Annotated in this window: 31 protein-coding genes and 1 riboswitch; of the genes, 24 read left to right on the forward strand and 7 right to left on the reverse strand. The window is 64.9% G+C overall.

The window, feature by feature from the left end; all coding sequences use genetic code 11:
• Nucleotides 1-47: 47 nt before the first annotated feature.
• A complete protein-coding gene (locus tag J6525_RS09255; RefSeq protein ID WP_225643776.1) occupies nt 48-575 on the reverse strand; it encodes a PRC-barrel domain-containing protein in 528 nt (175 codons plus the stop codon).
• Between J6525_RS09255 and J6525_RS09260 the strand changes: the two genes are divergently transcribed.
• On the forward strand, nt 556-795 hold the full coding sequence (locus J6525_RS09260; protein WP_225643777.1) for a hypothetical protein: 240 nt from the start codon (nt 556-558) through the stop codon (nt 793-795). The genes J6525_RS09255 and J6525_RS09260 overlap by 20 nt on opposite strands.
• 115 nt (nt 796-910) lie before the next feature.
• Here J6525_RS09260 and J6525_RS09265 read toward each other — a convergent pair whose 3' ends face one another.
• Nucleotides 911-1,288 (reverse strand): PRC-barrel domain-containing protein, encoded by a 378-nt coding sequence (locus tag J6525_RS09265; RefSeq protein ID WP_028344225.1) that lies wholly within the window; start codon nt 1,286-1,288, stop codon nt 911-913.
• 288 nt (nt 1,289-1,576) lie between these two features.
• Here J6525_RS09265 and J6525_RS09270 point away from each other — a divergent pair, with 288 nt between their 5' ends.
• Together J6525_RS09270 and J6525_RS09275 are read left to right on the forward strand one after the other, a co-directional pair.
• A complete protein-coding gene (locus J6525_RS09270; RefSeq protein WP_018273044.1) occupies nt 1,577-2,314 on the forward strand; it encodes a response regulator in 738 nt (245 codons plus the stop codon).
• A gap of 2 nt (nt 2,315-2,316) precedes the next feature.
• On the forward strand, nt 2,317-3,675 hold the full coding sequence (locus tag J6525_RS09275) for an ATP-binding protein (RefSeq protein WP_225643779.1): 1,359 nt from the start codon (nt 2,317-2,319) through the stop codon (nt 3,673-3,675).
• Nucleotides 3,676-3,704: 29 nt separating this feature from the next.
• Here the strand turns inward: J6525_RS09275 and J6525_RS09280 are convergent, their stop codons facing one another.
• Nucleotides 3,705-3,902: a hypothetical protein gene (locus J6525_RS09280; protein WP_028332600.1), complete on the reverse strand. Its 198-nt coding sequence runs from the start codon at nt 3,900-3,902 to the stop codon at nt 3,705-3,707.
• A 371-nt stretch (nt 3,903-4,273) separates the two neighbouring features.
• On the opposite strand from J6525_RS09280, the gene J6525_RS09285 reads away from it, so the two are divergent.
• The 7 genes from J6525_RS09285 (at nt 4,274) to J6525_RS09315 (ending at nt 10,577) form a co-directional block, all read left to right on the forward strand.
• Entirely contained in the window at nt 4,274-4,798 is a 525-nt protein-coding gene (locus J6525_RS09285; protein WP_225643781.1) for a lytic transglycosylase domain-containing protein, read from the forward strand.
• 108 nt (nt 4,799-4,906) lie between these two features.
• Nucleotides 4,907-5,048: riboswitch (TPP riboswitch) on the forward strand.
• On the forward strand, nt 5,036-6,049 hold the full coding sequence (locus tag J6525_RS09290) for an FAD-dependent oxidoreductase (protein ID WP_225643783.1): 1,014 nt from the start codon (nt 5,036-5,038) through the stop codon (nt 6,047-6,049). Its footprint overlaps the riboswitch before it by 13 nt.
• A gap of 7 nt (nt 6,050-6,056) precedes the next feature.
• Nucleotides 6,057-6,254, forward strand: coding sequence for a sulfur carrier protein ThiS (gene thiS / locus J6525_RS09295; RefSeq protein WP_225643785.1), 198 nt, complete (start codon nt 6,057-6,059; stop codon nt 6,252-6,254).
• Nucleotides 6,255-6,459: 205 nt separating this feature from the next.
• Nucleotides 6,460-7,242, forward strand: coding sequence for a thiazole synthase (locus tag J6525_RS09300; RefSeq protein ID WP_225643787.1), 783 nt, complete (start codon nt 6,460-6,462; stop codon nt 7,240-7,242).
• Nucleotides 7,229-7,837, forward strand: coding sequence for a thiamine phosphate synthase (locus J6525_RS09305; RefSeq protein ID WP_225643789.1), 609 nt, complete (start codon nt 7,229-7,231; stop codon nt 7,835-7,837). Before J6525_RS09300 ends, J6525_RS09305 begins: the two co-directional genes overlap by 14 nt.
• A 140-nt stretch (nt 7,838-7,977) precedes the next feature.
• On the forward strand, nt 7,978-9,843 hold the full coding sequence (thiC, locus tag J6525_RS09310; RefSeq protein WP_225643791.1) for a phosphomethylpyrimidine synthase ThiC: 1,866 nt from the start codon (nt 7,978-7,980) through the stop codon (nt 9,841-9,843).
• A gap of 338 nt (nt 9,844-10,181) precedes the next feature.
• Complete coding sequence (locus tag J6525_RS09315) at nt 10,182-10,577, forward strand: hypothetical protein (RefSeq protein ID WP_225643793.1); 396 nt, start codon at nt 10,182-10,184, stop codon at nt 10,575-10,577.
• 104 nt (nt 10,578-10,681) lie between these two features.
• Here J6525_RS09315 and J6525_RS09320 read toward each other — a convergent pair whose 3' ends face one another.
• Nucleotides 10,682-12,352, reverse strand: a complete 1,671-nt coding sequence (locus J6525_RS09320) for a flavin-containing monooxygenase (RefSeq protein WP_225643795.1) — start codon at nt 12,350-12,352, stop codon at nt 10,682-10,684.
• A 156-nt stretch (nt 12,353-12,508) separates the two neighbouring features.
• On the opposite strand from J6525_RS09320, the gene J6525_RS09325 reads away from it, so the two are divergent.
• On the forward strand, nt 12,509-12,904 hold the full coding sequence (locus tag J6525_RS09325) for a hypothetical protein (RefSeq protein WP_225643797.1): 396 nt from the start codon (nt 12,509-12,511) through the stop codon (nt 12,902-12,904).
• A 492-nt stretch (nt 12,905-13,396) separates the two neighbouring features.
• A complete protein-coding gene (locus J6525_RS09330) occupies nt 13,397-13,912 on the forward strand; it encodes a mismatch-specific DNA-glycosylase (protein ID WP_225643799.1) in 516 nt (171 codons plus the stop codon).
• Nucleotides 13,913-13,932: 20 nt separating this feature from the next.
• Here J6525_RS09330 and J6525_RS09335 read toward each other — a convergent pair whose 3' ends face one another.
• Nucleotides 13,933-14,367 (reverse strand): hypothetical protein, encoded by a 435-nt coding sequence (locus tag J6525_RS09335; protein ID WP_028332611.1) that lies wholly within the window; start codon nt 14,365-14,367, stop codon nt 13,933-13,935.
• A 207-nt stretch (nt 14,368-14,574) separates the two neighbouring features.
• Between J6525_RS09335 and J6525_RS09340 the strand changes: the two genes are divergently transcribed.
• The 3 genes from J6525_RS09340 to J6525_RS09350 are packed head-to-tail and all read left to right on the forward strand — an operon-like array spanning nt 14,575 to nt 15,894.
• Nucleotides 14,575-15,012 (forward strand): YeeE/YedE family protein, encoded by a 438-nt coding sequence (locus tag J6525_RS09340; protein ID WP_225643801.1) that lies wholly within the window; start codon nt 14,575-14,577, stop codon nt 15,010-15,012.
• A gap of 2 nt (nt 15,013-15,014) precedes the next feature.
• On the forward strand, nt 15,015-15,494 hold the full coding sequence (locus J6525_RS09345; protein ID WP_225643803.1) for a DUF6691 family protein: 480 nt from the start codon (nt 15,015-15,017) through the stop codon (nt 15,492-15,494).
• A 4-nt stretch (nt 15,495-15,498) separates the two neighbouring features.
• On the forward strand, nt 15,499-15,894 hold the full coding sequence (locus J6525_RS09350) for a RidA family protein (RefSeq protein WP_225643805.1): 396 nt from the start codon (nt 15,499-15,501) through the stop codon (nt 15,892-15,894).
• A gap of 266 nt (nt 15,895-16,160) precedes the next feature.
• On the opposite strand, the gene J6525_RS09355 is transcribed toward J6525_RS09350, so the two are convergent.
• Complete coding sequence (locus J6525_RS09355) at nt 16,161-16,922, reverse strand: SOS response-associated peptidase (protein WP_225643807.1); 762 nt, start codon at nt 16,920-16,922, stop codon at nt 16,161-16,163.
• Nucleotides 16,923-16,984: 62 nt separating this feature from the next.
• Between J6525_RS09355 and J6525_RS09360 the strand changes: the two genes are divergently transcribed.
• The 5 genes from J6525_RS09360 to J6525_RS09380 all read left to right on the forward strand — a co-directional run bounded on the left by J6525_RS09360 (nt 16,985) and on the right by J6525_RS09380 (nt 19,477).
• Nucleotides 16,985-17,485 (forward strand): hypothetical protein, encoded by a 501-nt coding sequence (locus tag J6525_RS09360; protein WP_225643809.1) that lies wholly within the window; start codon nt 16,985-16,987, stop codon nt 17,483-17,485.
• A gap of 42 nt (nt 17,486-17,527) precedes the next feature.
• Nucleotides 17,528-17,947, forward strand: coding sequence for an NUDIX hydrolase (locus tag J6525_RS09365; protein WP_225643811.1), 420 nt, complete (start codon nt 17,528-17,530; stop codon nt 17,945-17,947).
• Between the two features lie 84 nt (nt 17,948-18,031).
• Nucleotides 18,032-18,409: a TIGR02301 family protein gene (locus J6525_RS09370; RefSeq protein WP_225643813.1), complete on the forward strand. Its 378-nt coding sequence runs from the start codon at nt 18,032-18,034 to the stop codon at nt 18,407-18,409.
• On the forward strand, nt 18,399-19,055 hold the full coding sequence (locus tag J6525_RS09375; RefSeq protein WP_225643816.1) for an HAD family hydrolase: 657 nt from the start codon (nt 18,399-18,401) through the stop codon (nt 19,053-19,055). Before J6525_RS09370 ends, J6525_RS09375 begins: the two co-directional genes overlap by 11 nt.
• Before the next feature lie 155 nt (nt 19,056-19,210).
• Complete coding sequence (locus J6525_RS09380) at nt 19,211-19,477, forward strand: hypothetical protein (RefSeq protein WP_028332620.1); 267 nt, start codon at nt 19,211-19,213, stop codon at nt 19,475-19,477.
• A gap of 65 nt (nt 19,478-19,542) precedes the next feature.
• Here J6525_RS09380 and J6525_RS09385 read toward each other — a convergent pair whose 3' ends face one another.
• On the reverse strand, nt 19,543-20,877 hold the full coding sequence (locus tag J6525_RS09385; RefSeq protein ID WP_225643818.1) for a dihydroorotase: 1,335 nt from the start codon (nt 20,875-20,877) through the stop codon (nt 19,543-19,545).
• Between the two features lie 127 nt (nt 20,878-21,004).
• Here J6525_RS09385 and ygfZ point away from each other — a divergent pair, with 127 nt between their 5' ends.
• The 4 genes from ygfZ (at nt 21,005) to J6525_RS09405 (ending at nt 23,741) form a co-directional block, all read left to right on the forward strand.
• On the forward strand, nt 21,005-21,886 hold the full coding sequence (ygfZ, locus tag J6525_RS09390) for a CAF17-like 4Fe-4S cluster assembly/insertion protein YgfZ (protein WP_225643820.1): 882 nt from the start codon (nt 21,005-21,007) through the stop codon (nt 21,884-21,886).
• On the forward strand, nt 21,883-22,509 hold the full coding sequence (locus J6525_RS09395) for a DNA-3-methyladenine glycosylase I (protein WP_225643822.1): 627 nt from the start codon (nt 21,883-21,885) through the stop codon (nt 22,507-22,509). Before ygfZ ends, J6525_RS09395 begins: the two co-directional genes overlap by 4 nt.
• The gene (locus J6525_RS09400) at nt 22,506-23,117 is read left to right on the forward strand and encodes a YfbR-like 5'-deoxynucleotidase (protein ID WP_225643824.1); all 612 of its coding nucleotides are present in this window, start codon (nt 22,506-22,508) and stop codon (nt 23,115-23,117) included. Before J6525_RS09395 ends, J6525_RS09400 begins: the two co-directional genes overlap by 4 nt.
• A gap of 117 nt (nt 23,118-23,234) precedes the next feature.
• Nucleotides 23,235-23,741 (forward strand): tyrosine phosphatase family protein, encoded by a 507-nt coding sequence (locus J6525_RS09405; protein WP_028332625.1) that lies wholly within the window; start codon nt 23,235-23,237, stop codon nt 23,739-23,741.
• The last annotated feature ends 104 nt before the right edge of the window (nt 23,742-23,845 follow it).

A 23,845-nucleotide genomic window follows, 5' to 3' on the forward strand; every position in this document is an offset into this window, starting at 1 on the left:
CCCGGCAGCAACCGGACGCGCTCTTCTCATGCAGGTGACGCGATGCGTTAGTCGATCGAATACTTGAATTCCGGCATCGCCTTCAGCTCATCCTTGCTCGCATTGAACACGGCATGATCCGGATACCAGGGATTCGGCTTCGACGTCGCCGCCGCAGGCGCCGCGCCCGTGGTGGTGGTCGTCGACTTGCTTGTGCTGCCGGTGTTCGAGGCGCCGGTATAGGCGATCGGCTCGTTCACGAACTTCACCTTGTCGATCGGGACCGCGACCAGGTGCTCGCCGACGCCAAGGAAGCCGCCGACGCCGATCACGACCGCCTTCATGGCGCCGCCCTTCTCCATCAGCAGATCATTGATCGAGCCGACGCTTTCATTGGCGTCGTTGTACACGCTGAGGCCGACGACCTTCGATGCGCGCCAGTTGCCCTTGAACGAATCCGGCGACGTGGATGACGTGGATGACGTCGACGCCGCAGGAGACATCTTGTCGCCCTTATCGGTTGGCGTCTGCGCAACGGCGACGGTTGCAAGCAGCGCGGTGCCGGCGAGGCCGGCGATGATGGATTTGACCAACATTGATGGCTCTCCTCTCGCAAAATCGATGCTGGGAAAACCCGTCATCTTCGCAACCGTTCCTAACGGACCTGCGCTCAAAAGCCGCTTAAATGCCGAGGAACAGGGTGAGGACCTTTCAGCGCATGGAACGCTGCGCCGCTTGACGGAAGCGATCGTGATCTCTCAAGTGAGCTTGCGGTTGAGCCTCACGACTGCGCCGGACGCGCAGTCCATGATGTGACGATGTTTGGCTCACTAAGTCGTCCCGGCGAACCGCGCTGCACAAGCCGCGCGTCCGCCCCGGCGACCGCATCATCGATCGACGAGCGTCGTCATGCGCGCATGTTGCCGCGCGATCAGAAGCCGCCCCAATAGGGCGGCACGCCGTAGAAGCGATGCAGCTCGACTTCCTGCGAGCGATCGCCCCAATCGAAATCCTTGTCGGCACGGAACGACGGCGCGCGCTTCAGCTCCTCGTCCTCGATGTCGAGCTCATAGGCCTCGAACTTCGGGTTGTAGTGCAGCCGGCCCCAGGGCAGCGGGATCAAATTGGTTCCAATGCCCAGGAAGCCACCGAAGCTCAACACCGCGTACGATACCTTGCCGGAGATCTTGTCGATCATCAGCCGCTCGATATGGCCGATCATGTCGCCATTGGCCCGGCGCACCGCCGTCCCCTCGACCCGGTCGCTTGCAATGAGCTGATGCGGCCTGGTCTCGACCTCGACAGCCATCTCACCCTCCTTGACCCGAAAGAGAAATAACGCGTCGCCGGGGTAACGGGTTCCGCCCCCGGATATGACAGCCGCCCTTCCCCTTCTCCGGCCGCCATAACGACCAGGGGCCGATGCGCTGTCCCGAGAGGGTTCTGCCCGCATTTCAGGGCATCAGGATTGATGACAGAACGATAACTTTTCTCCCTGTCGCCGACCTGTTAACCCGGATAGCCGGGCAAGATTTCAGACACATACTGAAACAAAATTCCTGAGCCGCTTTCCCCGAATCACGGACAAAAGATCGGTATGACCCAGGCTGCGCCCAATATCCTTGTCGTCGAGGACGACCGCGAGACGCGGTCCCTTATCGCAAAATATCTCCGCACCAATTCCTGTCATGTCACGACCGCCTCCGACGGCCGCGAGATGGCCAAGGCGATGACCGACCACCGCGTGGATCTCTTGGTGCTCGACGTCATGCTGCCCGGCGAGGACGGCCTCAGCCTGTGCCGCAAGGTGCGGGCGGAATCGCAGACGCCGATCATCATGCTGACCGCGCGCGGCGAGGACGTCGACCGCATCCTCGGCCTCGAGATGGGCGCCGACGATTACCTGGCAAAGCCGTTCAACCCGCGCGAGCTGCTGGCGCGGATCAATGCGGTGCTGCGCCGGCAGGCCGCCGCGCGCAACGCCAGCGCGATCGAGGGCGCGACCACGCTGACCTTCCTCGGCTGGCGTATCGACATCCGCCTGCGCGAGCTGCGCAACCCCGAAGGCGCACGCGTCGCCATGACCAGCGCCGAGTTCGACCTGCTGCGCACCTTCTGCGAGCGGCCCGGCCGCGTGCTGTCGCGCGACAGCCTGCTCGACCTGACCCAGGGCCGCAGCGCCGGCTCGTTCGAACGTTCGATCGACGTGCTGGTCAGCCGCATCCGCCGCAAGATCGAGCCCGATCCGCAGGAAGCCACCATGATCAAGACGGTGCGTTCCGGCGGCTATGTGTTCACGCCGAGGGTGGAGGCGGTTGCCGCCACGAACAACTGATCATGAAGCTGCTGCGCGTGCTGAGTCTGCGGGGGATCGGCGCCCAGATGGCGGCGTTGGTCGTCGTTTCGATCGTCGCGCTGCATTTGATCATCACCGCCACCTTCCTGATCCATCGCCCTGATCGGGTGGAGCCTTCGGACCGCTGGCACACCCAGCTCGCCGCCGCCGCGCAGCTGCTCGGGCATGCCCCGGCGTCGGAGCGGCCGCGGCTCCTGGCCGACGTCGCCCGTGCCTTCCCGCAACTCGCGATCGGCGATCTGCCGGCCGATGCCGGCGCGCTTACCGAAACCGACACGCCGAGCCTGCACGCGTTGCGCCGGCTCGGCGCCGGCTATCGCATCTTCCTGCTGCCGCGCGAGGCTGGCGGCACGCCGCATGACGGCGAAATTCGCCGCGTCGCGATCCGCCTGCCCGACGGCGCCATGTTCGCCGCCAACCTGACGCCGGATCAGCACATGCGGCCGTTCTGGGGTGGACCGTGGATGATGACGGTGCTGTTCGCCGTCATCAGCGTCACCCTGCTCGGCCTGTGGGCGGCATGGGCGCTGACCGCGCCGCTGTCGTCCTTCGTCAAGGCCGCCGAGACCTTCAGCCTGAACGGCGCCGCCGCGCCGCTGCCCGAGCGCGGTCCGGAGGAGATCCGCTCGCTGGCCCGGGCGCTGAACCGGATGCGCGAGCGCATCACCGCATTGATCGACGATCGCACCAAGATGCTGGCCGCGATCAGCCATGACCTGCGCACGCCGATCACGCGGATGCGGCTGCGCGCCGAATTCATCGAGGACGAGACCCACCGCCACCGCATGCTGCGCGACCTCGACCAGATGCGCTCGATGCTGGAATCGGTGCTGTCGTTCCTGCGCAACGACCGCAAGCTCGAGGAGATGACGCTGGTCGACATCGCGAGCACGCTGCACCTCGTCACCGATCAGTTCGCCGACATGGGACACAAGGTCAGTTACACGGGCCCGCAGCACGCGATGGCGACCGCGCGGCCGGCCGACCTGCATCGCTGCATCACCAATCTGGTGGAGAATGCCGTGCGGTTCGGCGGCGAAGTTGCCGTCCGCCTCGACGTCAAGCCCGACCGCCTCGTCGTCGATATCGAGGATGACGGGCCCGGCATCTCGGATGCGCACAAGGCGAGCGTGCTGGAGCCGTTCGTGCGCGGCGACCAGGCGCGCAACATGGATGAGGCCGAAGGCTTCGGCCTTGGTCTGTCGATCGCCAACGCCATCGTGCTCGCGCATGCCGGCACGCTGTCGCTGCACGATCGCAAGCCGCACGGGCTCGTGGTCCGGATCGAATTGCCGGCGCGGCAACAGCAATTGCAGCCGCGGCAGAGATCCGCGGCCTGATCAGCTGAAGCTGATGCGATGAAAAGACGTCAAGCGGCGAGCGGCGTAATGAGCTCCGCTTCCTCGTAGATCGCGATGGCCTCGAAGCGGTAATTGCAGGCGCGGCAATTCCACAAGAACGACGAGCGGCCTTCGCTGTGCTCCACCCAATCAGGGCGGGCGATCGGCTTGCCGCATTGCGCGCAGGGATTTTCGCGAGGCATATAGCCGGTGTCCTGACGGACCATGGCGCATCTCCCGAATGTTGTTTCTTGCGTGCTTGGACAGAGCTGCTGACTGAACGATCGCGCACTCTGCCGTAGATGAAGTCTAGACCTTCATTGATTCGTTTGCACGACAAACTGCTGTGGATAGCGTGCGGCAAAATTAGTCAGAAAAATTAGAAGGAAATTGTAGGCCAAGACAATTTTTGGCTGAGACGATTGAAGCAAACAATTTGAAGCATCCGTCTTGCGATCGCGTCGTCCCTTCGCCCCATGACCGGAAAATCACGGATGCATAACGTTCGCTGATGCGAAGGTTTTGCCACATTCCTGCCCGCTCGCCGTACCAATGAGACCGCAGAACCGACGCGCATCTGAAAGCCCGAGCGATTGAGATGAAGACCGTACAAGCCCTTGGCTGCCTTGCCGCAATCGCGGTGCTGGCGTCCTGCGCGAGCGCGCAGGCGCAATCGCGCGCGCAATATGAGGCGATGGTGGCGGCCGAGGCCCAGGCCAACCTCGTACCGGAAGAGCTGGTGCATCGCGTCATCGTACGCGAGAGCAAGTACCATCCGCAGCTGATCGGACGCGGCGGCACCATCGGGCTGATGCAAATCAAGCTCGGCACTGCACGCGGCCTCGGCTACACCGGTACCGCCGAGGGTCTGCGCGATCCCCAGACCAACCTCAAATACGGCATCAAATACCTCGCCGGCGCCTATCGCGCCGCCGATGGCAATCACGATCGAGCCGTGCGTTATTTCGCGGGCGGGTATTACTACGTCGCAAAGCGCCAGCGCGGGGATCACCTGAAGGAAGCGAAGCATGGCGGCGCGGGTGCACTGCCGAAGGAATTCGCCAAGTCGGAGCAAATGACGGCAGATACCGCCGAGCCGAAGCCGGAACAGGCCGAAAAATAGCACCGATCGCGTCCGCGCAGCCCCACGGCGCGTGCCGGCCATCCTCGACACCGCCTGTCAACGCGTCTGGCATACAAGTTGACACACGAGCCCATCCGCCTACATTAGGGGCGTTCCGAGGGGTGCTCCGAAGGAGGAGCTGAGATACCGCAAGCTTGGGCTAGCCAGTAGGCGAATAGTCCGGGACCGCGGTGACCCTTTGAACCTGATCCGGGTCATGCCGGCGAAGGGACAGGGATGTATCAGACGTCAAGACCGCGGGGGGATTCCCCCGTCTCCATCATCGGCGCAGGCATAGCCGGCGCCTGGCATGCGCTCTTGCTCGCAGAGGCCGGACGTGCCGTCACCCTGCATGAGCGCAGTGACGCCGCGATGACGGAATCCACAAGCCACTGGGCCGGCGGGATGCTGGCGCCCTGGTGCGAGGCGGAGGCCTCCGAGCCGGTGATCTCCCGGCTCGGCATCCGCTCGCTCGCGCTGTGGCGGCAGCATGTTCCGGAAACCCCGTTCAACGGCTCGCTGGTGGTGGCGCATCCGCGCGACCGCGCCGATTTCGAGCGCTTTGCCCGCCTCACCACCAGCCATCGCCGGATCGACGCCGAGGGCGTTCGCGCGCTCGAGCCGTCGCTCGAGGGCCGTTTCCGAGACGCCCTGTTCTATCCCGACGAGGGCCATGTCGAGCCGCGCCGCGTGCTGCCGCGGCTGCATGCCGCGATCGCCAAGGCCGGCGGCGCCATCAAGTTCGGCAGCGACGCCAAGGCAACCGATCTCAACGGCGTCGTGATCGACTGCCGCGGCCTTGCCGCGCGCGACCGCGAGCCGAGCTTGCGCGGCGTCAAGGGCGAGATGATCATCATCGAGACCTCCGAGGTCGAATTGGCGCGCCCGGTGCGGCTGATCCATCCGCGCTGGCCGCTTTACGTGATCCCGCGCGGCGACGGCCGCTTCATGCTGGGCGCGACCTCGATCGAGGCCGAGGACAACGGCGTCAGCGTGCGCTCGGCGCTGGAGCTGTTAGGGGCCGCCTATGTCGTGCATCCGGCCTTTGGCGAAGCGCGCATCGTCGAATTCGGTGCCGGTCTGCGCCCGGCATTTCCGGACAATCTGCCGAAAATCAGGATCGAGCAGGAACGCATCACGGTGAACGGACTCTACCGTCATGGCTTCCTGCTGGCGCCGGCGCTGGCCGAGCTGACGCTCGCCTATCTCGCGCGCGGCGAAATCGACAATGAGGTGATGCAATGCGCGTGATCGTCCAATGCGTGTAATCGTAAACGGCGAGCAGCGGGAGATCACGGCTTCCAGCGTCGATGCGCTGCTGGCCGAGCTCGACTATGAGGGCACGCATTTCGCGATCGCGCTGAACTACGACGTGGTGCCGAAGAGCCGCTGGGCCGACACCGCGCTGAAAGCCGGCGACGAGATCGAGATCATCACGCCGCGGCAGGGAGGGTGATGTGAGTTTGTTCGCAAAGTCCCTCCCGACGTCGTCCCGGTCGAGTGCGCGCTTGCGCACGGAGCCGGGACCCATAACCACGACCGGCTATTGGCGGAAAGAACGTCGCCCCGCGTGCCTCACTGAAGGGCCGCGGCGTATGGGTCCCGGCCTTCGCCGGGACGACGAGTTGAGTGCGGGGCTGAGAGCGGAGAGACACTGACACATGGTCACCTTCTACGGCAAATCCTTCCCGTCCCGCCTGCTGATCGGCACGGCGCTGTATCCCTCGCCTGCGATCATGCAGAACGCGATCCGCGCCTCCGGCGCCAGCATCGTCACGGTATCGCTGCGCCGCGAGGCGGCGGGTGGCAAGACCGGCGATGCGTTCTGGTCGCTGATCCGCGAGCTCGGCGTCACCGTGCTGCCGAACACCGCGGGCTGCCGCAGCGTCAAGGAGGCGGTGACCACCGCCAAGCTCGCGCGCGAATTGTTCGGCACGCCCTGGGTCAAGCTGGAAGTGATCGCGGACAACGACACGCTGCAGCCCGACGTGGTCGGCCTGGTCGAGGCGGCCGGCATCCTGATCAAGGACGGTTTCGAGGTCTTCCCCTATTGCACCGAGGATTTCTCGGTCGCCTCGCGGCTGGTCGACGCCGGCTGCAAGGTGGTGATGCCGTGGGCAGCACCGATCGGCAGCGCCAAGGGCATCACCAACCGCGACGCGCTGAAGCTGCTGCGCGACCGCCTACCCGACATCACGCTGGTGGTCGACGCCGGCTTAGGGGCGCCATCGCATGCCGCCGAGGCGCTCGAGCTCGGCTATGACGCCGTGCTGCTCAACACTGCGGTCGCCAAAGCCGCCGATCCCGTTGCGATGGCCAATGCCTTCCGCCTCGGCGTCGAGGCCGGCCGCACTGCTTACGAAGCCGGGCTGATGGAAGCCCGCGACTTCGCCTCCCCCTCCACCCCTGTCGTTGGGACCCCGTTCTGGCATGCCGTATCCTGATCCGTTCTATCCCGTCGTCGACAGCATCAAGTGGGTCGAGCGACTGACCAAACTCGGCGTCGGCACCATCCAGCTGCGCGCCAAGGAGCTCGACGATGCCGGGGCGCTGCAGCTCGTCAGCGATGCGCTCGCGGTGACCAAGGGCACGCCGACCAAGCTCGTGGTTAATGACTATTGGCGCGCGGCGATCGTCGCCGGCGCCGAGCATCTGCATCTCGGCCAGGAGGACCTCTCTGAGGCCGACCTCGCCGAGATCCGCAAGGCGAAATTGACGCTCGGCATCTCCACCCATGACGACGCCGAGCTCGCCACCGCGCTCGCGGCCAAGCCGGACTATGTCGCGCTCGGCCCGATCTTCTTCACCACGCTCAAATCGATGCGGTTCGAGCCGCAGGGCATTCCGAAGATCACCGAGTGGAAGAAGCGGATTGGCTCCATCCCCCTTGTCGCGATCGGCGGCATCAAGTTCGAGCACGCGGCCGAGATCTTCGCCGCCGGCGCCGATTCGATCGCCGTCGTCAGTGACGTCACCCAGAACCCCGACCCCGACGCGCGGGTCAGACAATGGCTCGGCCTCAGCGCGGAGGCCGCGTGATGCACACCAATCTCACCACCGTCATTGCGAGGAGCGCAAGCGACGAAGCAATCCATTCCTCCGCTTGCGGGACCATGGATTGCTTCGCTGCGCTCGCAATGACGAATTCAACTGACACGAATTAAAACGGAGGATCCCTCATGAACATCCGCTCCAATCCCGACACCACACGTCCCGCCGTCACGACCGGCGCGCTGCCCGCCTCGCGCAAGATCTTTGCGACGCCGGAGGCCGCGCCTGATGTTCGCGTGCCGCTGCGCGAGATCATGCTGTCGGAGGGCGCCGGCGAGCCGAATTTGCCAGTCTACGACACGTCGGGCCCCTACACCGACCCGAACGTGACGATCGACGTCAATGCCGGCCTGCCGCGCAATCGGCTGGCCTGGGTCAAGGAGCGCGGCGGCGTCGAGGAATATGAGGGCCGCACCATCAAGCCGGAGGACAACGGCAATGTCGGCGCCACGCACGCCGCCAAGGCGTTCACCGCGCACCACAGGCCGCTGCGCGGCCTCGACGGCCACAAGATCACGCAGCTCGAGTTCGCCCGCGCCGGCACCATCACCAAGGAGATGATCTACGTCGCCGAGCGCGAGAATCTCGGCCGCAAGCAACAGCTCGAGCGCGCCGAGGCCGCGCTCGCCGACGGCGAGAGCTTCGGCGCTGCGGTGCCCGCCTTCATCACGCCGGAGTTCGTCCGCGACGAGATCGCGCGCGGCCGCGCTATCATTCCCTCCAACATCAACCATGCCGAGCTCGAGCCGATGATCATCGGCCGCAACTTCCTGACCAAGATCAACGCCAATATCGGCAACTCGGCGGTGACCTCGTCGGTCGAGGAAGAGGTCGACAAGATGGTGTGGGCGATCCGCTGGGGCGCCGACACCGTGATGGACCTCTCCACGGGCCGCAACATCCACACCACCCGCGAATGGATTTTGCGCAACTCGCCGGTGCCGATCGGCACCGTGCCGATCTACCAGGCGCTGGAGAAGTGCGACGGCGATCCGGTCAAGCTGACCTGGGAGCTCTACAAGGACACCCTGATCGAGCAGTGCGAACAGGGCGTCGACTATTTCACGATCCACGCCGGCGTCCGGTTGCCCTACATCCACCTCACCGCCAACCGCGTCACCGGCATCGTGTCGCGCGGCGGCTCGATCATGGCCAAGTGGTGCCTCGCGCATCACAAGGAGAGCTTCCTCTACACCCATTTCGACGAGATCTGCGACCTCATGCGCAAGTATGACGTCTCGTTCTCGCTCGGCGACGGCCTACGTCCCGGCTCGATCGCCGACGCCAACGACCGCGCGCAGTTCGCGGAGCTCGAGACCCTCGGCGAGTTGACGAAGATCGCGTGGGACAAGGGCTGCCAGGTCATGATCGAGGGCCCCGGCCACGTGCCGATGCACAAGATCAAGATCAACATGGACAAGCAGCTCAAGGAATGCGGCGAGGCGCCGTTCTACACCCTCGGGCCGCTGACGACCGACATCGCGCCGGGCTACGACCACATCACCTCGGGCATTGGCGCTGCGATGATCGGCTGGTTCGGCTGCGCGATGCTGTGCTACGTCACGCCGAAGGAGCATCTCGGCCTGCCCGACCGCAACGACGTCAAGACCGGCGTCATCACCTACAAGATCGCGGCCCACGCCTCTGATCTGGCCAAGGGCCACCCCGCCGCGCAGCTGCGCGACGATGCGCTCAGCCGTGCCCGGTTCGACTTCCGCTGGGAGGACCAGTTCAACCTCGGCCTCGATCCGGACACCGCGAAGAACTTCCACGACGAGACCCTGCCGAAGGAAGCCCACAAGGTCGCGCATTTCTGCTCGATGTGCGGCCCGAAATTCTGCTCGATGAAGATCACCCAGGACGTCCGCGACTACGCCGCGACGCTTAACGACAAGGAGCAGGGCATGGCGCAGATGAGCGCCAAGTTCAAGGAGATGGGAAGCGACGTGTATCTGGACGCGGACAAGGTGAAGGAGAGCAACAGGGTGTTTTGACCCTCACCGCTCGTCATGCCCGGGCAAAACCTGGGCATCCATCGAAAACGAAAGGCCGGGTGAAAAGCCCGGCCTTTTTGCTTCTGGAGCACTCACTAAATCCATCGCGCGTGTCCGGATGGCCCGGTCACGACAGCGACCGACCAAGAGCCCCGCAGAACCATTGACCTGGATCAACGAAAACCCTTCATCTCATCGCATACTACGATGCTCAAAAAGCGATGAAAGCCGCGTCGGGCATGTTATCATGGGTCCCCTCAAATAGACGATTGAGCGACATTCCACGTTCGTTTCGCAGAGAGTCCAGCAGCCCAATGACCCTTTGATTGGAGAGTTTCATGAGGACCTTCAACGCCGTGCTATTCGTACTTCTCGTTGCGCAAGCGGCCTCGACACAGGCTGCGGATTTGAGCGGAGCCTGGACGATCGACGCCTCGGCTTGCAACCAGGTCTTCACCAAGGAGAACAACAAGCTCGCGTTCAAGAAAGATGCCGATCTCAACGCGGGGGGCTTGATCGTGCAGGGCAAGCAAATCACCGGCACGTTTCAAAAATGCACCGTCAAATCGCTGCATGATGACGGGCAGAATGTCCGCGTGATTGCGGCGTGCTCGGACGGCGTCGCGATTTCGGACGTGTCATTCGACATAACACTCTCCGGAGAGAACAAGATCATACTCAGCTCCAAGGAGCCGGTGCCGGTGTCGACGCCGTATGTTCGCTGCTCGATGTGATAGCGGTGGCGGTGGCCTGAAAACAAAGCTTGTAGCCCGGATGAGCGACGCGATATCCGGGGCTTCTATCTGACCCGCATATCGCTGCGCTCATGCGGGCTACGCTATGCCGACGCGCCAGTGGCCGCCTCCCGCACGGCGCCACCGGCGCTCGCACCAAACTCGATCTCCCGATACCCCTCCGCCGCCACCCCGTTGATGATCCCCAAAAACTTCGGCGTGCCGCCGTTGTAGACGAAGTAGCGGACCGTGCCCTCCTCGTGGCCAGCGACGTTGGAGTTGTAGCCGGTGAACCACGACTTGGCTTTGCGCATCAGCATGATCTCGTACATCTTGACGACATGCGCGGTCCAGCGCTGCTGCGCCTCCAGCGTGGCGTCGGCGCGGGTCAGGCCGCGGTCCCACATGTATTGCAGCAGATTGGTGCACCAGTTGACGCCGTTCTCGATGCCGCGCGGGAAGTTCGTCGACGCGGAGGCGCTTTGCGGGCCGGTCGGCATCAACAGGTTCGGGAAGCCGTGCACGAGCATGCCGAGGAAGGTCGACGGCGCGTGCTTCCATTTGTCGGCGAGGCGCTCGCCGCCGATGCCCCTGATATCGATCAGGTCGTAGGCACCGGTGATGGCGTCGAAACCGGTGGCGTAGACGATGATGTCGAAATCGTAGTCGCGCGCCGTAGTGCGCAGGCCGGTCTCGGTGACGCGGATCAGCGGGGTCTCGGAGAGATCGACGAGCTGCACATTGTCGCGATTGTACGCTTCGAAATATCGGGTCTCCAGCGGCAGGCGCTGCACGCCAAAGCCGTGATCCCGCGGGATCAGCTTCTCGGCGACATCAGGATCGTTCACGCGCCGGCGGATGCGGCTCGCGATATATTCGGACAGCTCCGCATTGGCGGCTTCGTCCATGAATATCTCGCGGAAGTTCGCGAGCCAGATGCCGAAGCCGGGCTCGTCGTAGAGCTTGTCCCACAGCTTGAGCCGCTCCTCGCGGCTCACCTCGTAGAAGCCGCGCTTGTCGGGGCCGTGCACAAAGCTGCCCGGCGTCAACGCGCAGGCAGCAAAGATCTCGTCATAGCGGGCGCGGATGTCGGCCATCTCGTCAACGGAGATCGCGGAGTTGTTGAGCGGCGCGCTCCAGTTCGGCCGGCGCTGGAACACCGTAAGCTCGCCGACCTTGTCGGCGATCTCGCCGATCAGCTGGATGCCGGTCGCACCGGTGCCGATCACCGCGACCTTCTTGCCCGCGAGATCGACCGGCTCGTGCGGCCAGTAATAGGTGTGGAACGAGGAGCCCTTGAAATCCTCGATGCCCGGCACGCGCGGCATGGTCGGCGCGGACAGCAGCCCGATCGCGAGCACCACGAAGCGGCAGGTCAGTTCGCGGCCGTCACTGATCCTCAATTGCCAGAGATCGCGCGTCTCGTCGAACTGCATGATATCGACCTTGCAATTGAACTGCATGTGCTTGCGCAGGTCGAACTTGTCGGCGACGTAGTTGAGGTAACGCAGATTCTCGGGCTGGCCGGAGAAGCGCTCCGTCCAGTGCCACTCGTCGAGCAGTTCGCGCGAGAACGAGAAGCCGTAGGTGTAGCTCTCGGAATCGAAGCGGCAGCCCGGATAGCGGTTCCAGTACCAGGTGCCCCCGAGATCGGGCGCGGCTTCGAGCACGGTGGCGTCGATGCCGAGATCCGCCAGCCGCTTGATCTGGTAGATGCCGGCGACGCCGGCGCCGACCACGACCACCTCGTAATGGGTTTTCGCCTCTCCCGTCATGGCTTGCTCCAAAATTCTTCTTGATCTGTTGGGCTGGATTACAGACCGTTTTGTCCGGTCAGGCAACCGCGCGCGAGCGGGCACGACTTGCGTTGAGGCGCTGCGTGCACCACATCGATCACTGCAATTTCACCGAGCGCAATCGGGGCAAGCGACATGACCGACAATCTCACCGGCGTCTGGGACGGCAGCTATGTTCAGCCGAGCGGCATGGTCACGTTCCTGGCGACGCTGATCGACGCCGGCGGCGCGCTCGGCGGCAGCGTGACCGAACCCTGCGTGATGCCGGGCTGTCCGATCAGCACGCACAATGCATCGCTTGCGGGCCAGCGCTCCGGCAGCGCTGTTACGTTCGTCAAACGTTACGAGCCGCCTGGCTACGGCTACAACACCGTGCACTATGAAGGCGCGGTCAATGCCGACGCGACCGAGATCGACGGCCGCTGGAGCATCCGCGGCACGGCGTTCTCGGGGACGTTCCTGATGGTGCGTTCGACCGGACCGTCGCAAGCGGTCACGACGGAAGACGAGATCAAGGAGCCGGTGCGCTAGCGCGTGACGGGACTAGCTTGAATGACGACAGCGACGGCACTGCCCCCCGCAAGCGCAGGGCTATCGCATATGGCTGGCGGCCACGACGACATGGAAACGTCGCTTACAGAAGCGCACGAATGCCATATGCTCCGGGGGGCGAGCGTGCGTCTGCGTTATTTCGGAATATTGGAAAATATCCGTGAGTTGCCCGACGTGTCAAGTAGCCTGGTCGAACGCCGGCCACCGCCGGCTACTTTGTACTTTGCATGGGGTTGTTTTCGATATTTTGGGAACGCCCCTCCCCTGCGAGTGCTGGCAATCGCATATGGACTCGATAGCGCCACAAACTCGTCATGCCCGGCCTTGTGCCGGCCATGACGGCGCGGAAACACCGGTGCTAGAGCCATATGCGATTGCCCTGCCCGCAATCGGGAGAGGTGAGGCGCAGTTCGCCGCTCGATTCCAGGTGAAGTCATGTGCTAACGCGTGAATACTTTATTCAGCCCCCAGATGCCCGCGAATAATTCCCACCGCCTCCCCGACCAGCTCCGCGCCAATCTGCGCCTGGTGTTCGTCGGCACCGCAGCGAGCACGCGCTCAGCCGCCGTCGGGCATTACTACGCGCATCCCGGCAACCGGTTCTGGCGTGCGCTGCATGAGGCCGGCATCACACCGCGGCGCTATCGGCCGGACGAGTTCGCGGCGCTTCTCGCGCTCGGCCTCGGCTTCACCGATCTCTCCAAGACCGGCGCCGGGATGGATCACGAGATCAACAGGCAGTCGTTCGACGTGGTGGGCTTCCGGGCGAAGATCGAGACCTATCGGCCGAGTACCGTCGCCTTCACCAGCAGGAAGGCGGCGAGTTTGTTTTACAACAGGCCGACCAGCGCGCTCGTGCTCGGTCGGCAGCCGTCAGTGAACGGCTTTCCCGAAATGTTCGTGCTGCCGTCGCCATCCGGCGCGGCCTCGGGGCATTGGAGTTTGCAGCCGTGGCGCGAGCTCGCCGAGTGGATCACGGAACCGTAGGATCGTACGAGACCGCCTCCCTACTCCTTCAACGTGATCGCAAGCCCGCTGAGATCGACATTGGCCATCAGGCCGACCTGCTTGCCGCTCAGTTCGAGCACCGCGCCGTTCTGGTTGGTCAAGAGGATGCCGCGCACGCCGGCGCCGAGCGCAACGCCCATGCCTGCCGCGGCATAGACGCCGTTGATATCCTGCGGACGGCGGATATTGCGCACCCGCCCCTGCAACGTGGTCTGCGAGCCGCCGAACACGAGGCCATAGTCCAGCCCGCCGGCCGTGAGCCCATAGGTCTGGCCGTGGAAGGTCATGACGCCCTTGCCCGCGGAGCCGCCGAACACCCAGCCGCCCTTGAAGATCACGAGCGTCACCGCGCCCTCGTCAGCCAGGGCGGCGGACGTTCCGGTGAGCATCGCCAGCGCGAGCAGCGCGGCGCGGGCGACGGATGGCAATTTCATGGGGGATTCTCCGGACGAAGTGAGAGCGAATCGCGGCAATCCAGCCGACCGGCGGCATCGCTGAAATGCCGCGAAACATGCGGGATTGCGCTTGTTCCTGATGGTGCGGAGTCTATCATCGCCTCCGCAGCCGCGCGACCACTGGCGCATGCGCGCCCACCGCTTTGCCGGATCGCTGAGGAGTTTGCGCAACAGGGATCTGCATCGATGCACGATTTCACCCCACTTTCCGGCCTTGCCGGCGGCGCGCTGATCGGGCTTGCCGCCGCGCTCTTGATGCTGCTGACCGGGCGAATCGCCGGGGTCACCGGCATCGTCGGCGGCGCGCTGCAGGCCGATACCGCCGACCGTAGCGCCGATCGTTCCTGGCGCATCGCGTTCATCGCGGGACTGATCGGAGCGCCCCTGATTGCGGTGCTGTTCGGCGCGCCGCTGCCACGGCCGGCGATGAACGCGAGCCTTGTAGTGGTCGCGATCGCGGGACTGCTGGTCGGGTTCGGCACAAGGATGGGCAATGGCTGCACCTCGGGCCACGGCGTCTGCGGCTTCGCGCGGCTGTCCGGCCGCTCGATCGTGGCAACATGCATCTTCATGCTGACGGCGATCGCGACGGTCGCGATCGTCAGGCACGGGATCGGAGGCTAGCGATGGCACCTCTCGCAAGCTTTGTCTGCGGCCTGATCTTCGGCGCGGGGCTTCTGATCTCCGGCATGACCGATCCGCAGAAGGTGCTCGGCTTCCTCGATCTGTTCGGCGCGTGGGACGCGACGCTCGCCTTCGTGATGGCGGGCGCAGTTGCGGTCGCAGCAACCGGCTTTGCGATCGCCCGGCGGCGCACGGCCCCCGCCTTCTCGGCGCGCTTCCTCTGGCCCGACCGCAACGACATCGATGCGCCGCTGATTGCCGGCGCAGTGCTGTTCGGCATCGGCTGGGGCCTCGTCGGCATCTGCCCCGGGCCGGCACTGGTCAATCTCGCCGGCCTCTCGCTGCCGATCGTGGTCTTCGTCGTCGCGATGCTCGCAGGCATGATCGGCCAGAATCTCTTCGGCAGGAATCTTTGGCGCCGGCGTGCCGCGGCGCCGCGCGCCATCGAAACTTCTCCCCTTCCATCTCGCGCAGACGGGTGACCCAATGACTGAAAAGACGACAATCAAGCACTTCCCCCCTCCGCCCGGCGTCCAGGCGCCGCCGCTCTCGTTCGGCGCCCGCGTCGGCGATCTGTTGTTCATCTCCGGCATTCCCGGCTTTGACGCCAATCGCGAGCTGCCCGACGGCTTCGAGGCGCAGTTCGCCAATGTCGTGACCAATATCAAGCGCGTGCTGAGCGAGGCGGGCTCGACGATGCGCGATCTCGTCAAGGTCAACGTGCTCCTGACGCGCGCGAGCGACGTCGCGACGATGAACGCGCTGTATGCCGGCGCGTTCGGCCCCGCCCCCTACCCCGCACGCACCACCTGCGTGGTGGTGGCGCTGCCCAATCCGAAGATGCTGATCGAGATCGAGGGCGTGGCACACGTGAAGGGGTGATCTCTGGCTCTGTCATGCCGGAGCGCACCACTTGGCGCGAGCCCTCAGGTGCGCAATTGCGCACCGGTTGAATCGAGGTCCATCTTCATCGTCGTCCTGGCGAAGGCCAGGACCCATTACCCCAAATCTCAATTGTCGCGCGACGCTGGGGCCGCGTTCCCGTTCACAAGCAAATTCGGTGGTGATGGGTCCTGGCCTTCGCCAGGACGACGATGTGGAGAGAGCTGACGCAAATCCGCGCTGCATCACGCCGGTTCAGTGAGCCCTCAAAACAGCGACCCCTGCCCGTCATCCTGCCGCACCGGCGCCTTGCGCGGCGCGGCCTTCTTCGGCTGCGGCGCGTCCTCCGCGGCGATTTCATCCGCGGTCATCGGCAGCAGCAATTGCGCATCGTCATTGGCGACCGCGTTGACGCGCATCGTGACCTGGTGCCAGGCGAACTCGCCGACCTCGGGGCCCTTCAGCATCGGCATCACGTCGTCGACATCGTTCGGCAGGCAGTCGAGCCAGCGCGCGAATTGCTCGGGCCTGATCGTGACCGGCACGCGGTGATGCAATTGCGCGAGGTCGGGACTGGCCGGCGCAGTGACGATCGCGACCGTATCCTGCTCCTCGCCGTTCGGTCCCATCCAGGTCTCGGCAAGCGCGGCGAAGGCGAGCGGATGGCCGTCGCGGCGATGGATGAAGAACGGCCGCTTGCGGCCGCCGGCATCCTGCCATTCGTAATAGCCGTCGGCCGGGATCAGCGCGCGGCGCCGCTTGATCGCGTTCTTGAAGGCCGGCTTCTCACGCACCGTCTCGGAGCGCGCGTTGATCAGGAGCGAGAAGGTCCTGGGATCCTTGACCCACGACGGGATCAGGCCCCAGCGCATCAATTGAAAATGCCGGCCGCCATTCTGCAGCAGCACCACCGGGATCGGCTGGGTCGGCGCAACATTATACCGTGGCGGAAAATTCGGCTGCTCGATATAGCCGAACATCTCGCGCAAGGCCGCCGGCGGCGAGGTAATGACAAAGCGTCCGCACATTTGCCGTCCAGAGTGGTATCCGTTTATTCTGCCTTAACTTGGAACGTTAAAGACTGCGATCAATGACCTCAACGGCCGCCATAGCGGGCTCTTCCCCGCGACCGACGTACCCCAACGAGGCGCGGGCGGCGCTGTTGCGCGCCGCCAACATCAATCCCCGCACCGGGCTTGCCACCGACTACCTCAATCACTTCAACGAAGCCATCATGCTGCTGGAGATGGTCCCGGACCTGCCGGAATGCGCCAGCGATTTCCTCGAATGGCAGCCGCTGTCCTATGCCGAGCATTTCACCGCGTCCAATTTTCGGGCGCGCGATCTCGCGATCGAGGCCTATGAGACGGCGGACGCCGCAATCCGGGCCGAATTCGACCAGCTCACCGACAGCATGACGAAGATCCTGACCGAGGTCGGGGCGGCGATGCGGCAATTGCAGCAGGACAAGAGCCGGGTCGCGCTCGCCGAGCAGGCGATCGTCTGGGTCAAGCCGCTGGTGATGCAGACCGCCGGCATCATCAACGGCGCCGCAGAGGCCGATGTCGACAGCATCATGGCGGGCGCCTGAGATATCGGGCATGATGGTCTTCACAACCGGCTGCCAATCACCTTGACCTCTCCCGAACCTCCGATCCGCCCGCAGCTCGCCGTATCAGGCGTGATTTTCCGCGACAGCAAGGTGCTGCTGGTGCGCCGCGCCCGCTCGCCCGGCAAGGGCTTCTATTCGCTGCCCGGCGGCCGGGTCGAGTTCGGCGAATCGCTGCATACTGCCCTGCACCGGGAGATCGACGAGGAGACCGGCCTCAAGGTCGAGATCGTCGGCCTTGCCGGCTGGCGCGAGGTGCTGCCGACCGGCCCCGGCAGCGGGCATTACCTGATCATGACCTTTGCGTCGCGCTGGGCGTCCCGCGAGCCTCACCTGAACGACGAGCACGACGATTTCAAATGGCTGGCGCCGGAGGAGATCGGCGACCTCAAGGTCACCGGCGGCCTGCATGAGGTGATTGCGGCCGCCCGGCGGCTGGTTTGAGGCCAGTCGGGGGGCTTTTGGGGGGCTCGGCCGCCTTGCCTCGGGCGCATTGAGGGGGCATACCACGGCCATTCCGGAACCCCGATGATCAAAGCCTTTCTCGCCGTTGTGATCCTGATGTCGGCATGCCTTGCGACGCCCGCCCGGGCGCAGGATGCGGCTGCGCCGTTCGACGGCGATTTGCAGCGGCTGGCCGAGATCCTCGGCGCCCTGCACTATCTGCGCGGCATCTGCGGCTCCAACGAGGGCACCAAATGGCGCAACGAGATGCAGGCGCTGATCGATGCCGAGACCCCCTCCGGCGACCGCCGCGCCCGCATGATCGCGGGCTTCAACCGCGGCTATAACGGCTTCCAGCAGACCTACCGGACCTGCACGCCCGCGGCCACGGTAGCGATCCGCCGCTACATCGAGGAGGGCTCGAAAATCTCCCGCGACCTGACGGCCCGCTATGCCAACTGACCGGGCGATCTTCTTTGACCTCGACGGCACCCTGACCGACCCGAAGCCCGGCATCACCGGCTCGATCCAGTACGCGCTGGAAAAGCTCGGCCGCCCGGTTCCCTCGCAGGATGACCTGACCTGGTGCATCGGGCCGCCCTTGCGGGCGAGCTTTGCGATGCTGCTCGGCGGCGAGGAGCTCGCCGACCGCGCGGTCGCGCTCTACCGCGAAAGATTCGGAGATGTCGGGCTGTTCGAGAACGCGGTCTATCCCGATATCGCGGAGGTTCTGGCCGAGCTGCGCCGGGCACCGGGCCGGATGTTCGTCGCGACCTCGAAGCCGCATGTGTTCGCGACGCGGATCATCGCGCATTTCGGCCTCGGCGGCTATTTCGACCACGTGTTCGGCTCGGAGTTCGACGGAACCCGGGTCAACAAGGTTGACCTGCTCACCTATGCGCTGGCGCAGACCGGGGCCGATCCGGCCAAATCCCTGATGATCGGCGATCGCAGCCACGACGTGATCGGGGCGAATCGAAACGGCATCCGGGCGGTCGGCGTCACCTATGGCTACGGCACGCCCGAGGAGCTGACCGAGGCCGGCGCCAGCCATCTGTGCGCCACGCCGCGCGCGGTGCTGGACCATATCCACAGCTCATTCGGCTGATCGCGGCCCGGATATCCGGAATTCCCCTTTAAATGCCGAGGCCGCCGTTAACCTTTTCGAAAGATGTGGGCTAGGCGGTACCTGCATGCGTGATACATCTCGCACGTCGCAGTGGTTCGCTCCTCGGACCGCGCGCTGTCAATTTGCAGAGTTTCATGCGCCATCCAGCGTCCTTCCCCCATCACCAAGACCCGCGACCCGACCACGAGCAGAAGCAGGCCGCGCTGGGCTACCTGAACGAGGCCTGGGCTGAAGCGCGTCACGACGGCGTCGATGGCGACTGCCTCGCGCAGGCGAGCCTGTTCGCGGCGCTGGCCGAATTGGTCGGCACCTATGGCGAGGACGCGGTGGCGAAATTCGCCGAGGGCCTCGCCGCGCGCGTGCGCAACGGCGAGTTCTCGCTGGCATTGGCCCGACAGTAAAACGATAGCGTTTTCGAGCGAAGTGGGCCGCCGGTTCGCGTCAAGAAAACGCGTCAAACGCGAACCTACGGCTTCAGCGTCTCGAGGAACCGAACCGGCTCGCCGGTCGATGGCGTCGTGACTTCGCCCTGCCACATCACCCGCCGGCCGCGCACGAAGGTGCCGACCGGCCAGCCCTGCACCCGCACGCCGTCATAAGGCGTCCAGGCGGCGCGCGAGGCGATCCATTTGTTGGTGATGGTCTCGCTGCGCTTCAGGTCGACGATTGTGAAGTCGGCATCGTAACCGGCCGCGATGCGGCCCTTGCAGGCGATGTTGAACAGGCGCGCAGGCCCCGCGCTGGTGAGATCGACGAAGCGAGCCAGCGACAGCCGCCCGGCATTGACGTGATCGAGCATCAGCGGCACCAGCGTCTGCACGCCGGTCATGCCCGACGGCGAGGCCGGATAGGTCTTGGCCTTCTCCTCCAGCGTATGCGGCGCGTGATCCGAGCCGAGCACGTCGATGATGCCCTGCTCGATGCCGTACCAGATGCCGGCGCGGTGATCGGCCGAGCGCACCGGCGGGTTCATCTGGGCCAGTGTGCCGAGCCGCTCGTAGCACTCGGGCGCGGCCATGGTGAGGTGGTGCGGCGTCGCCTCGCAGGAGGCGACATCCTTGTGGTCGCGCAGGTACAGAATCTCTTCCTTGGTCGAGATGTGCAGCACGTGGATGCGCTTGCCGGTCTCGCGCGCGAGATTGACCAGGCGCTCGGTCGCCATCAGCGCGGCGGTCTCGTCGCGCCACACCGGATGCGAGCGAGCATCGCCCTCGATCCGCAGCGGCTTGCGCTCGTTGAGGCGATATTCGTCCTCGGCGTGGAACGCGGCGCGGCGCCGGATCACCTGGAAGATCCGCCGCAGGCTTTCGTCGTCCTCGACCAGCAGCGCGCCGGTGGAGGAGCCGATGAACACCTTGACGCCGGCGCAGCCCGGGGCGCGCTCGAGCTCCGGCAGATCCTGCACGTTCTCGCGGGTGCCGCCGATGAAGAACGCGAAATCGCAATGCATGCGATGGCGGCCGCGCTTGATCTTGTCGGTGAAGGCCGCTTCGGTGACCGTCAGCGGATTGGTGTTCGGCATCTCGAACACGGCGGTGACCCCGCCCATCACCGCGCTGCGCGAGCCGGTCTCGAGGTCTTCCTTCTGGGTTAACCCGGGCTCGCGGAAATGCACCTGGGTGTCCAACACGCCGGGCAGGATGTGCAGGCCCTTGCAGTCGATCAGCTCGCCGGCCGAGGCCTGATTGAGCGAGCCGATCGCGGCGATACGGCCGCCCGCGATACCGATATCGCGCACGCCCTCGCCGTCCTGATTGACCACGGTGCCGGATTTTAGAATGGTGTCAAAATGCTGATTCATCGATCCTCGACGCCCGCTTTCGGCTGTCGCGCGGGCCTTGTTCGGCGCACTCTAGCGCCTTAGCTTGGCAGGGGATATCGCGGCCTGCGCGTTTCCCAAGGAACTTGGAAAAGAGCCAATTTTGCGAATGAAAGCAGCGTTTCTTCCAGATCGGGGCGTGGTCAAGGTCTCTGGCGAGGACGCCCGCAACTTCCTCAACGGCCTCATCACCGCCGACATCGCCGAGTTGCGCGCGGGACAGGCCCGGTTTGGCGCGCTGCTGACGCCGCAAGGCAAGATCATCGTCGATTTCCTGATCACCGAGATACCCTCAGGTCATGGCGGCGGCTTCCTGATCGACGCGCCGCGCGCGCTCGCCAAGGATCTTGCCGACAAGCTCGGCTTCTACAAGCTGCGCGCCAAGGTCATGGTCGAGAACCTGTCCGATAGCCTCGGTGTGCTGGCGGCTTGGGATGGCGAGCCGGCGGCGACGCCGGATCTCGCGTTCGCCGATCCGCGCAACCCAGCGCTCGGCTGGCGCATTCTGATCCCGGAAGATTTGAAGCAGAAGCTCGCTGAGCTGATCGGTGCCGATCTCGTCGACTCCAGCGCCTACGAGGCGCATCGGATCGCCACCGGAGTGCCGCGCGGCGGGCTCGACTTCATGTATGGCGACGCCTTCCCGCACGAGACCAATATGGATCGCCTCAACGGCGTCGATTTCGACAAGGGCTGCTATGTCGGCCAGGAGGTGGTGTCGCGCATGCAGCACCGCGGCACGGCGCGCACCCGCACGGTGAAGATCGTCCTCGACGGCCCCGCCCCCGAAGCCGGCGCTACCATCCTCGCTGGCGACAAGCAGGTCGGCACCATCGGCTCAACCGCCGGCGAGAAAGGTCTCGCGCTGGTCCGCATCGATCGCGTCGCCGACGCGCTCGACGCTGGGCTGGCGCTGACCGCGGGCGGTCTGTCGCTACACCTCGCCGAACCTGACGCCGTCCGCATCACACCCAAGCAGACCGTCGCATGAGCCGTACCGCGCAACTGCACCCCGACGGCAAGACGCGCTGCCCCTGGCCGGGCGAGGATGCGTTCTACGTCGCCTATCACGACAATGAATGGGGCGTGCCGGAATATGACGACCGCGCGCTCTACGAAAAGCTGATCCTCGACGGCTTCCAGGCCGGCCTGTCCTGGATCACGATCCTGCGCAAGCGCGAGAACTTCCGCAAAGCCTTCGACGATTTCCAGCCCGATAAGATCGCGCGCTACAACGCCAAGAAGGTGCACGCGCTGATGAACGATGCCGGCATCGTCCGCAACCGCGCCAAGATCGAAGGCGCGGTCGCGAGTGCCAAGGGCTATCTGGAGATCATGGAGAAGGGGCCCGGCTTCTCGAATTTCCTGTGGGACTTCGTCGACGGCAAGCCGAAGGTCAATCAGTTCAAGACCACCGCGAGCGTGCCGGCCTCGACGCCGGTCTCGATCAAGGTCTCCAAGGAGCTCGGCGCGCGCGGCTTCAAGTTCGTCGGTCCCACCATCGTCTACGCCTTCATGCAGGCGACCGGCATGGTCAACGATCACCTCGTGACCTGCTTCTGCCACGAGAGCTGCAGCGGCAAGCTCCGCACACCGCGACTCAAGAAGAAATGACGGCGGGCAAATCGACGGAGACAACCCGCGCCTGGCAGCGGATGTTGTCGGGACGCCGGCTGGACCTGCTCGACCCGTCGCCGCTCGATATCGAAATCGTCGACATCGCGCATGGACTGGCGCGGGTCGCGCGCTGGAACGGCCAGACCGGCGGGGCGCACATCTTCTCGGTGGCCCAGCACACGCTGCTGGTCGAAGCCGTGATGCGCCAGCAGATGCCGCGCGTCGACATCCGCCATCGTCTCGCCGCGCTGCTGCACGACGCACCGGAATATGTCATCGGCGACATGATCTCACCGTTCAAGGCGGTGCTGTCAGGCGAATACAAGGCGGTGGAAAAGCGGCTGCTCGGCGCGATCCATATCCGCTTCGGCTTGCCGGCCGTGCTGGCGGACGAGATCACCCAGCAGATCAAGGCCGCCGATCGCGGCGCCGCCTATCTCGAGGCGACGCATCTGGCGGGATTTTCGCAAGCCGAGGCCAAGCGGCTGTTCGGCCGCGATCCGGAACTGCCCGAAGCGACCGAGCGCGACTATCTGACGCCATGGACCGCCGCGCGGGCCGAGAAGCAGTTTCTTGGGCGCTTCAAGGCATTGCACGCCTCGTAGGGCACCGCAAAACGTGCCGCCGGTTGCGCCGCAAAACGACAAATCGGCATGGCACCCCCGCCTTTGCCCGTTCGGGAGCAGCCGTTATAATCCGGCACCCCCGATAGAAGGACCATCATGCTTCACGTCTGCTCGCTTGCCGCACTCTCCGACACGGTTCGCGCCACCGGCGCCAGCCATGTGCTGACCGTGATGGCCAATGTCGACCAGGTGCAGCGGCCGCCTTCCGTGCTGCCGGCCAACCACCTGAAAGTGTCGATGGACGACATCATCGAACAGATGGACGGGTTCGTTGCGCCCAACGAGTCGCATATCGAGAAGGTGCTGAGCTTCGTGCGCGGCTGGGATCGCCAAGCACCGATGGTGGTGCATTGCTACGCCGGCATCAGCCGCTCGACCGCGAGCGCATTCGCCACGGTCTGCGCGCTCAATCCGCACCGCGACGAAATGTCCATCGCCCGGATGATCCGCGAGGCCTCGCCGATCGCGGCCCCCAACCGGCTGATCGTCAGCCTCGCCGACAAGGCGCTGGGACGCGAGGGCCGGATGCTGCGTGCACTCGACGCGATGGGTCCCGGCAGCATGAGCGTCGAAGGCCGGCCCTTCCGCATCGATCTGGACTAAGCGCGGCCGGTCACGCCCGATCGCTTGAACTTCCGGTCCTCCTCACTGCACTACTAGGTTGCGACGGGCCGCTGGCTGGCCAAGTCCGGCGCGTCCTGCCGGAG

This window comes from Bradyrhizobium australafricanum, assembly GCF_020329495.1.
GTDB classification, from domain to species: domain Bacteria; phylum Pseudomonadota; class Alphaproteobacteria; order Rhizobiales; family Xanthobacteraceae; genus Bradyrhizobium; species Bradyrhizobium australafricanum.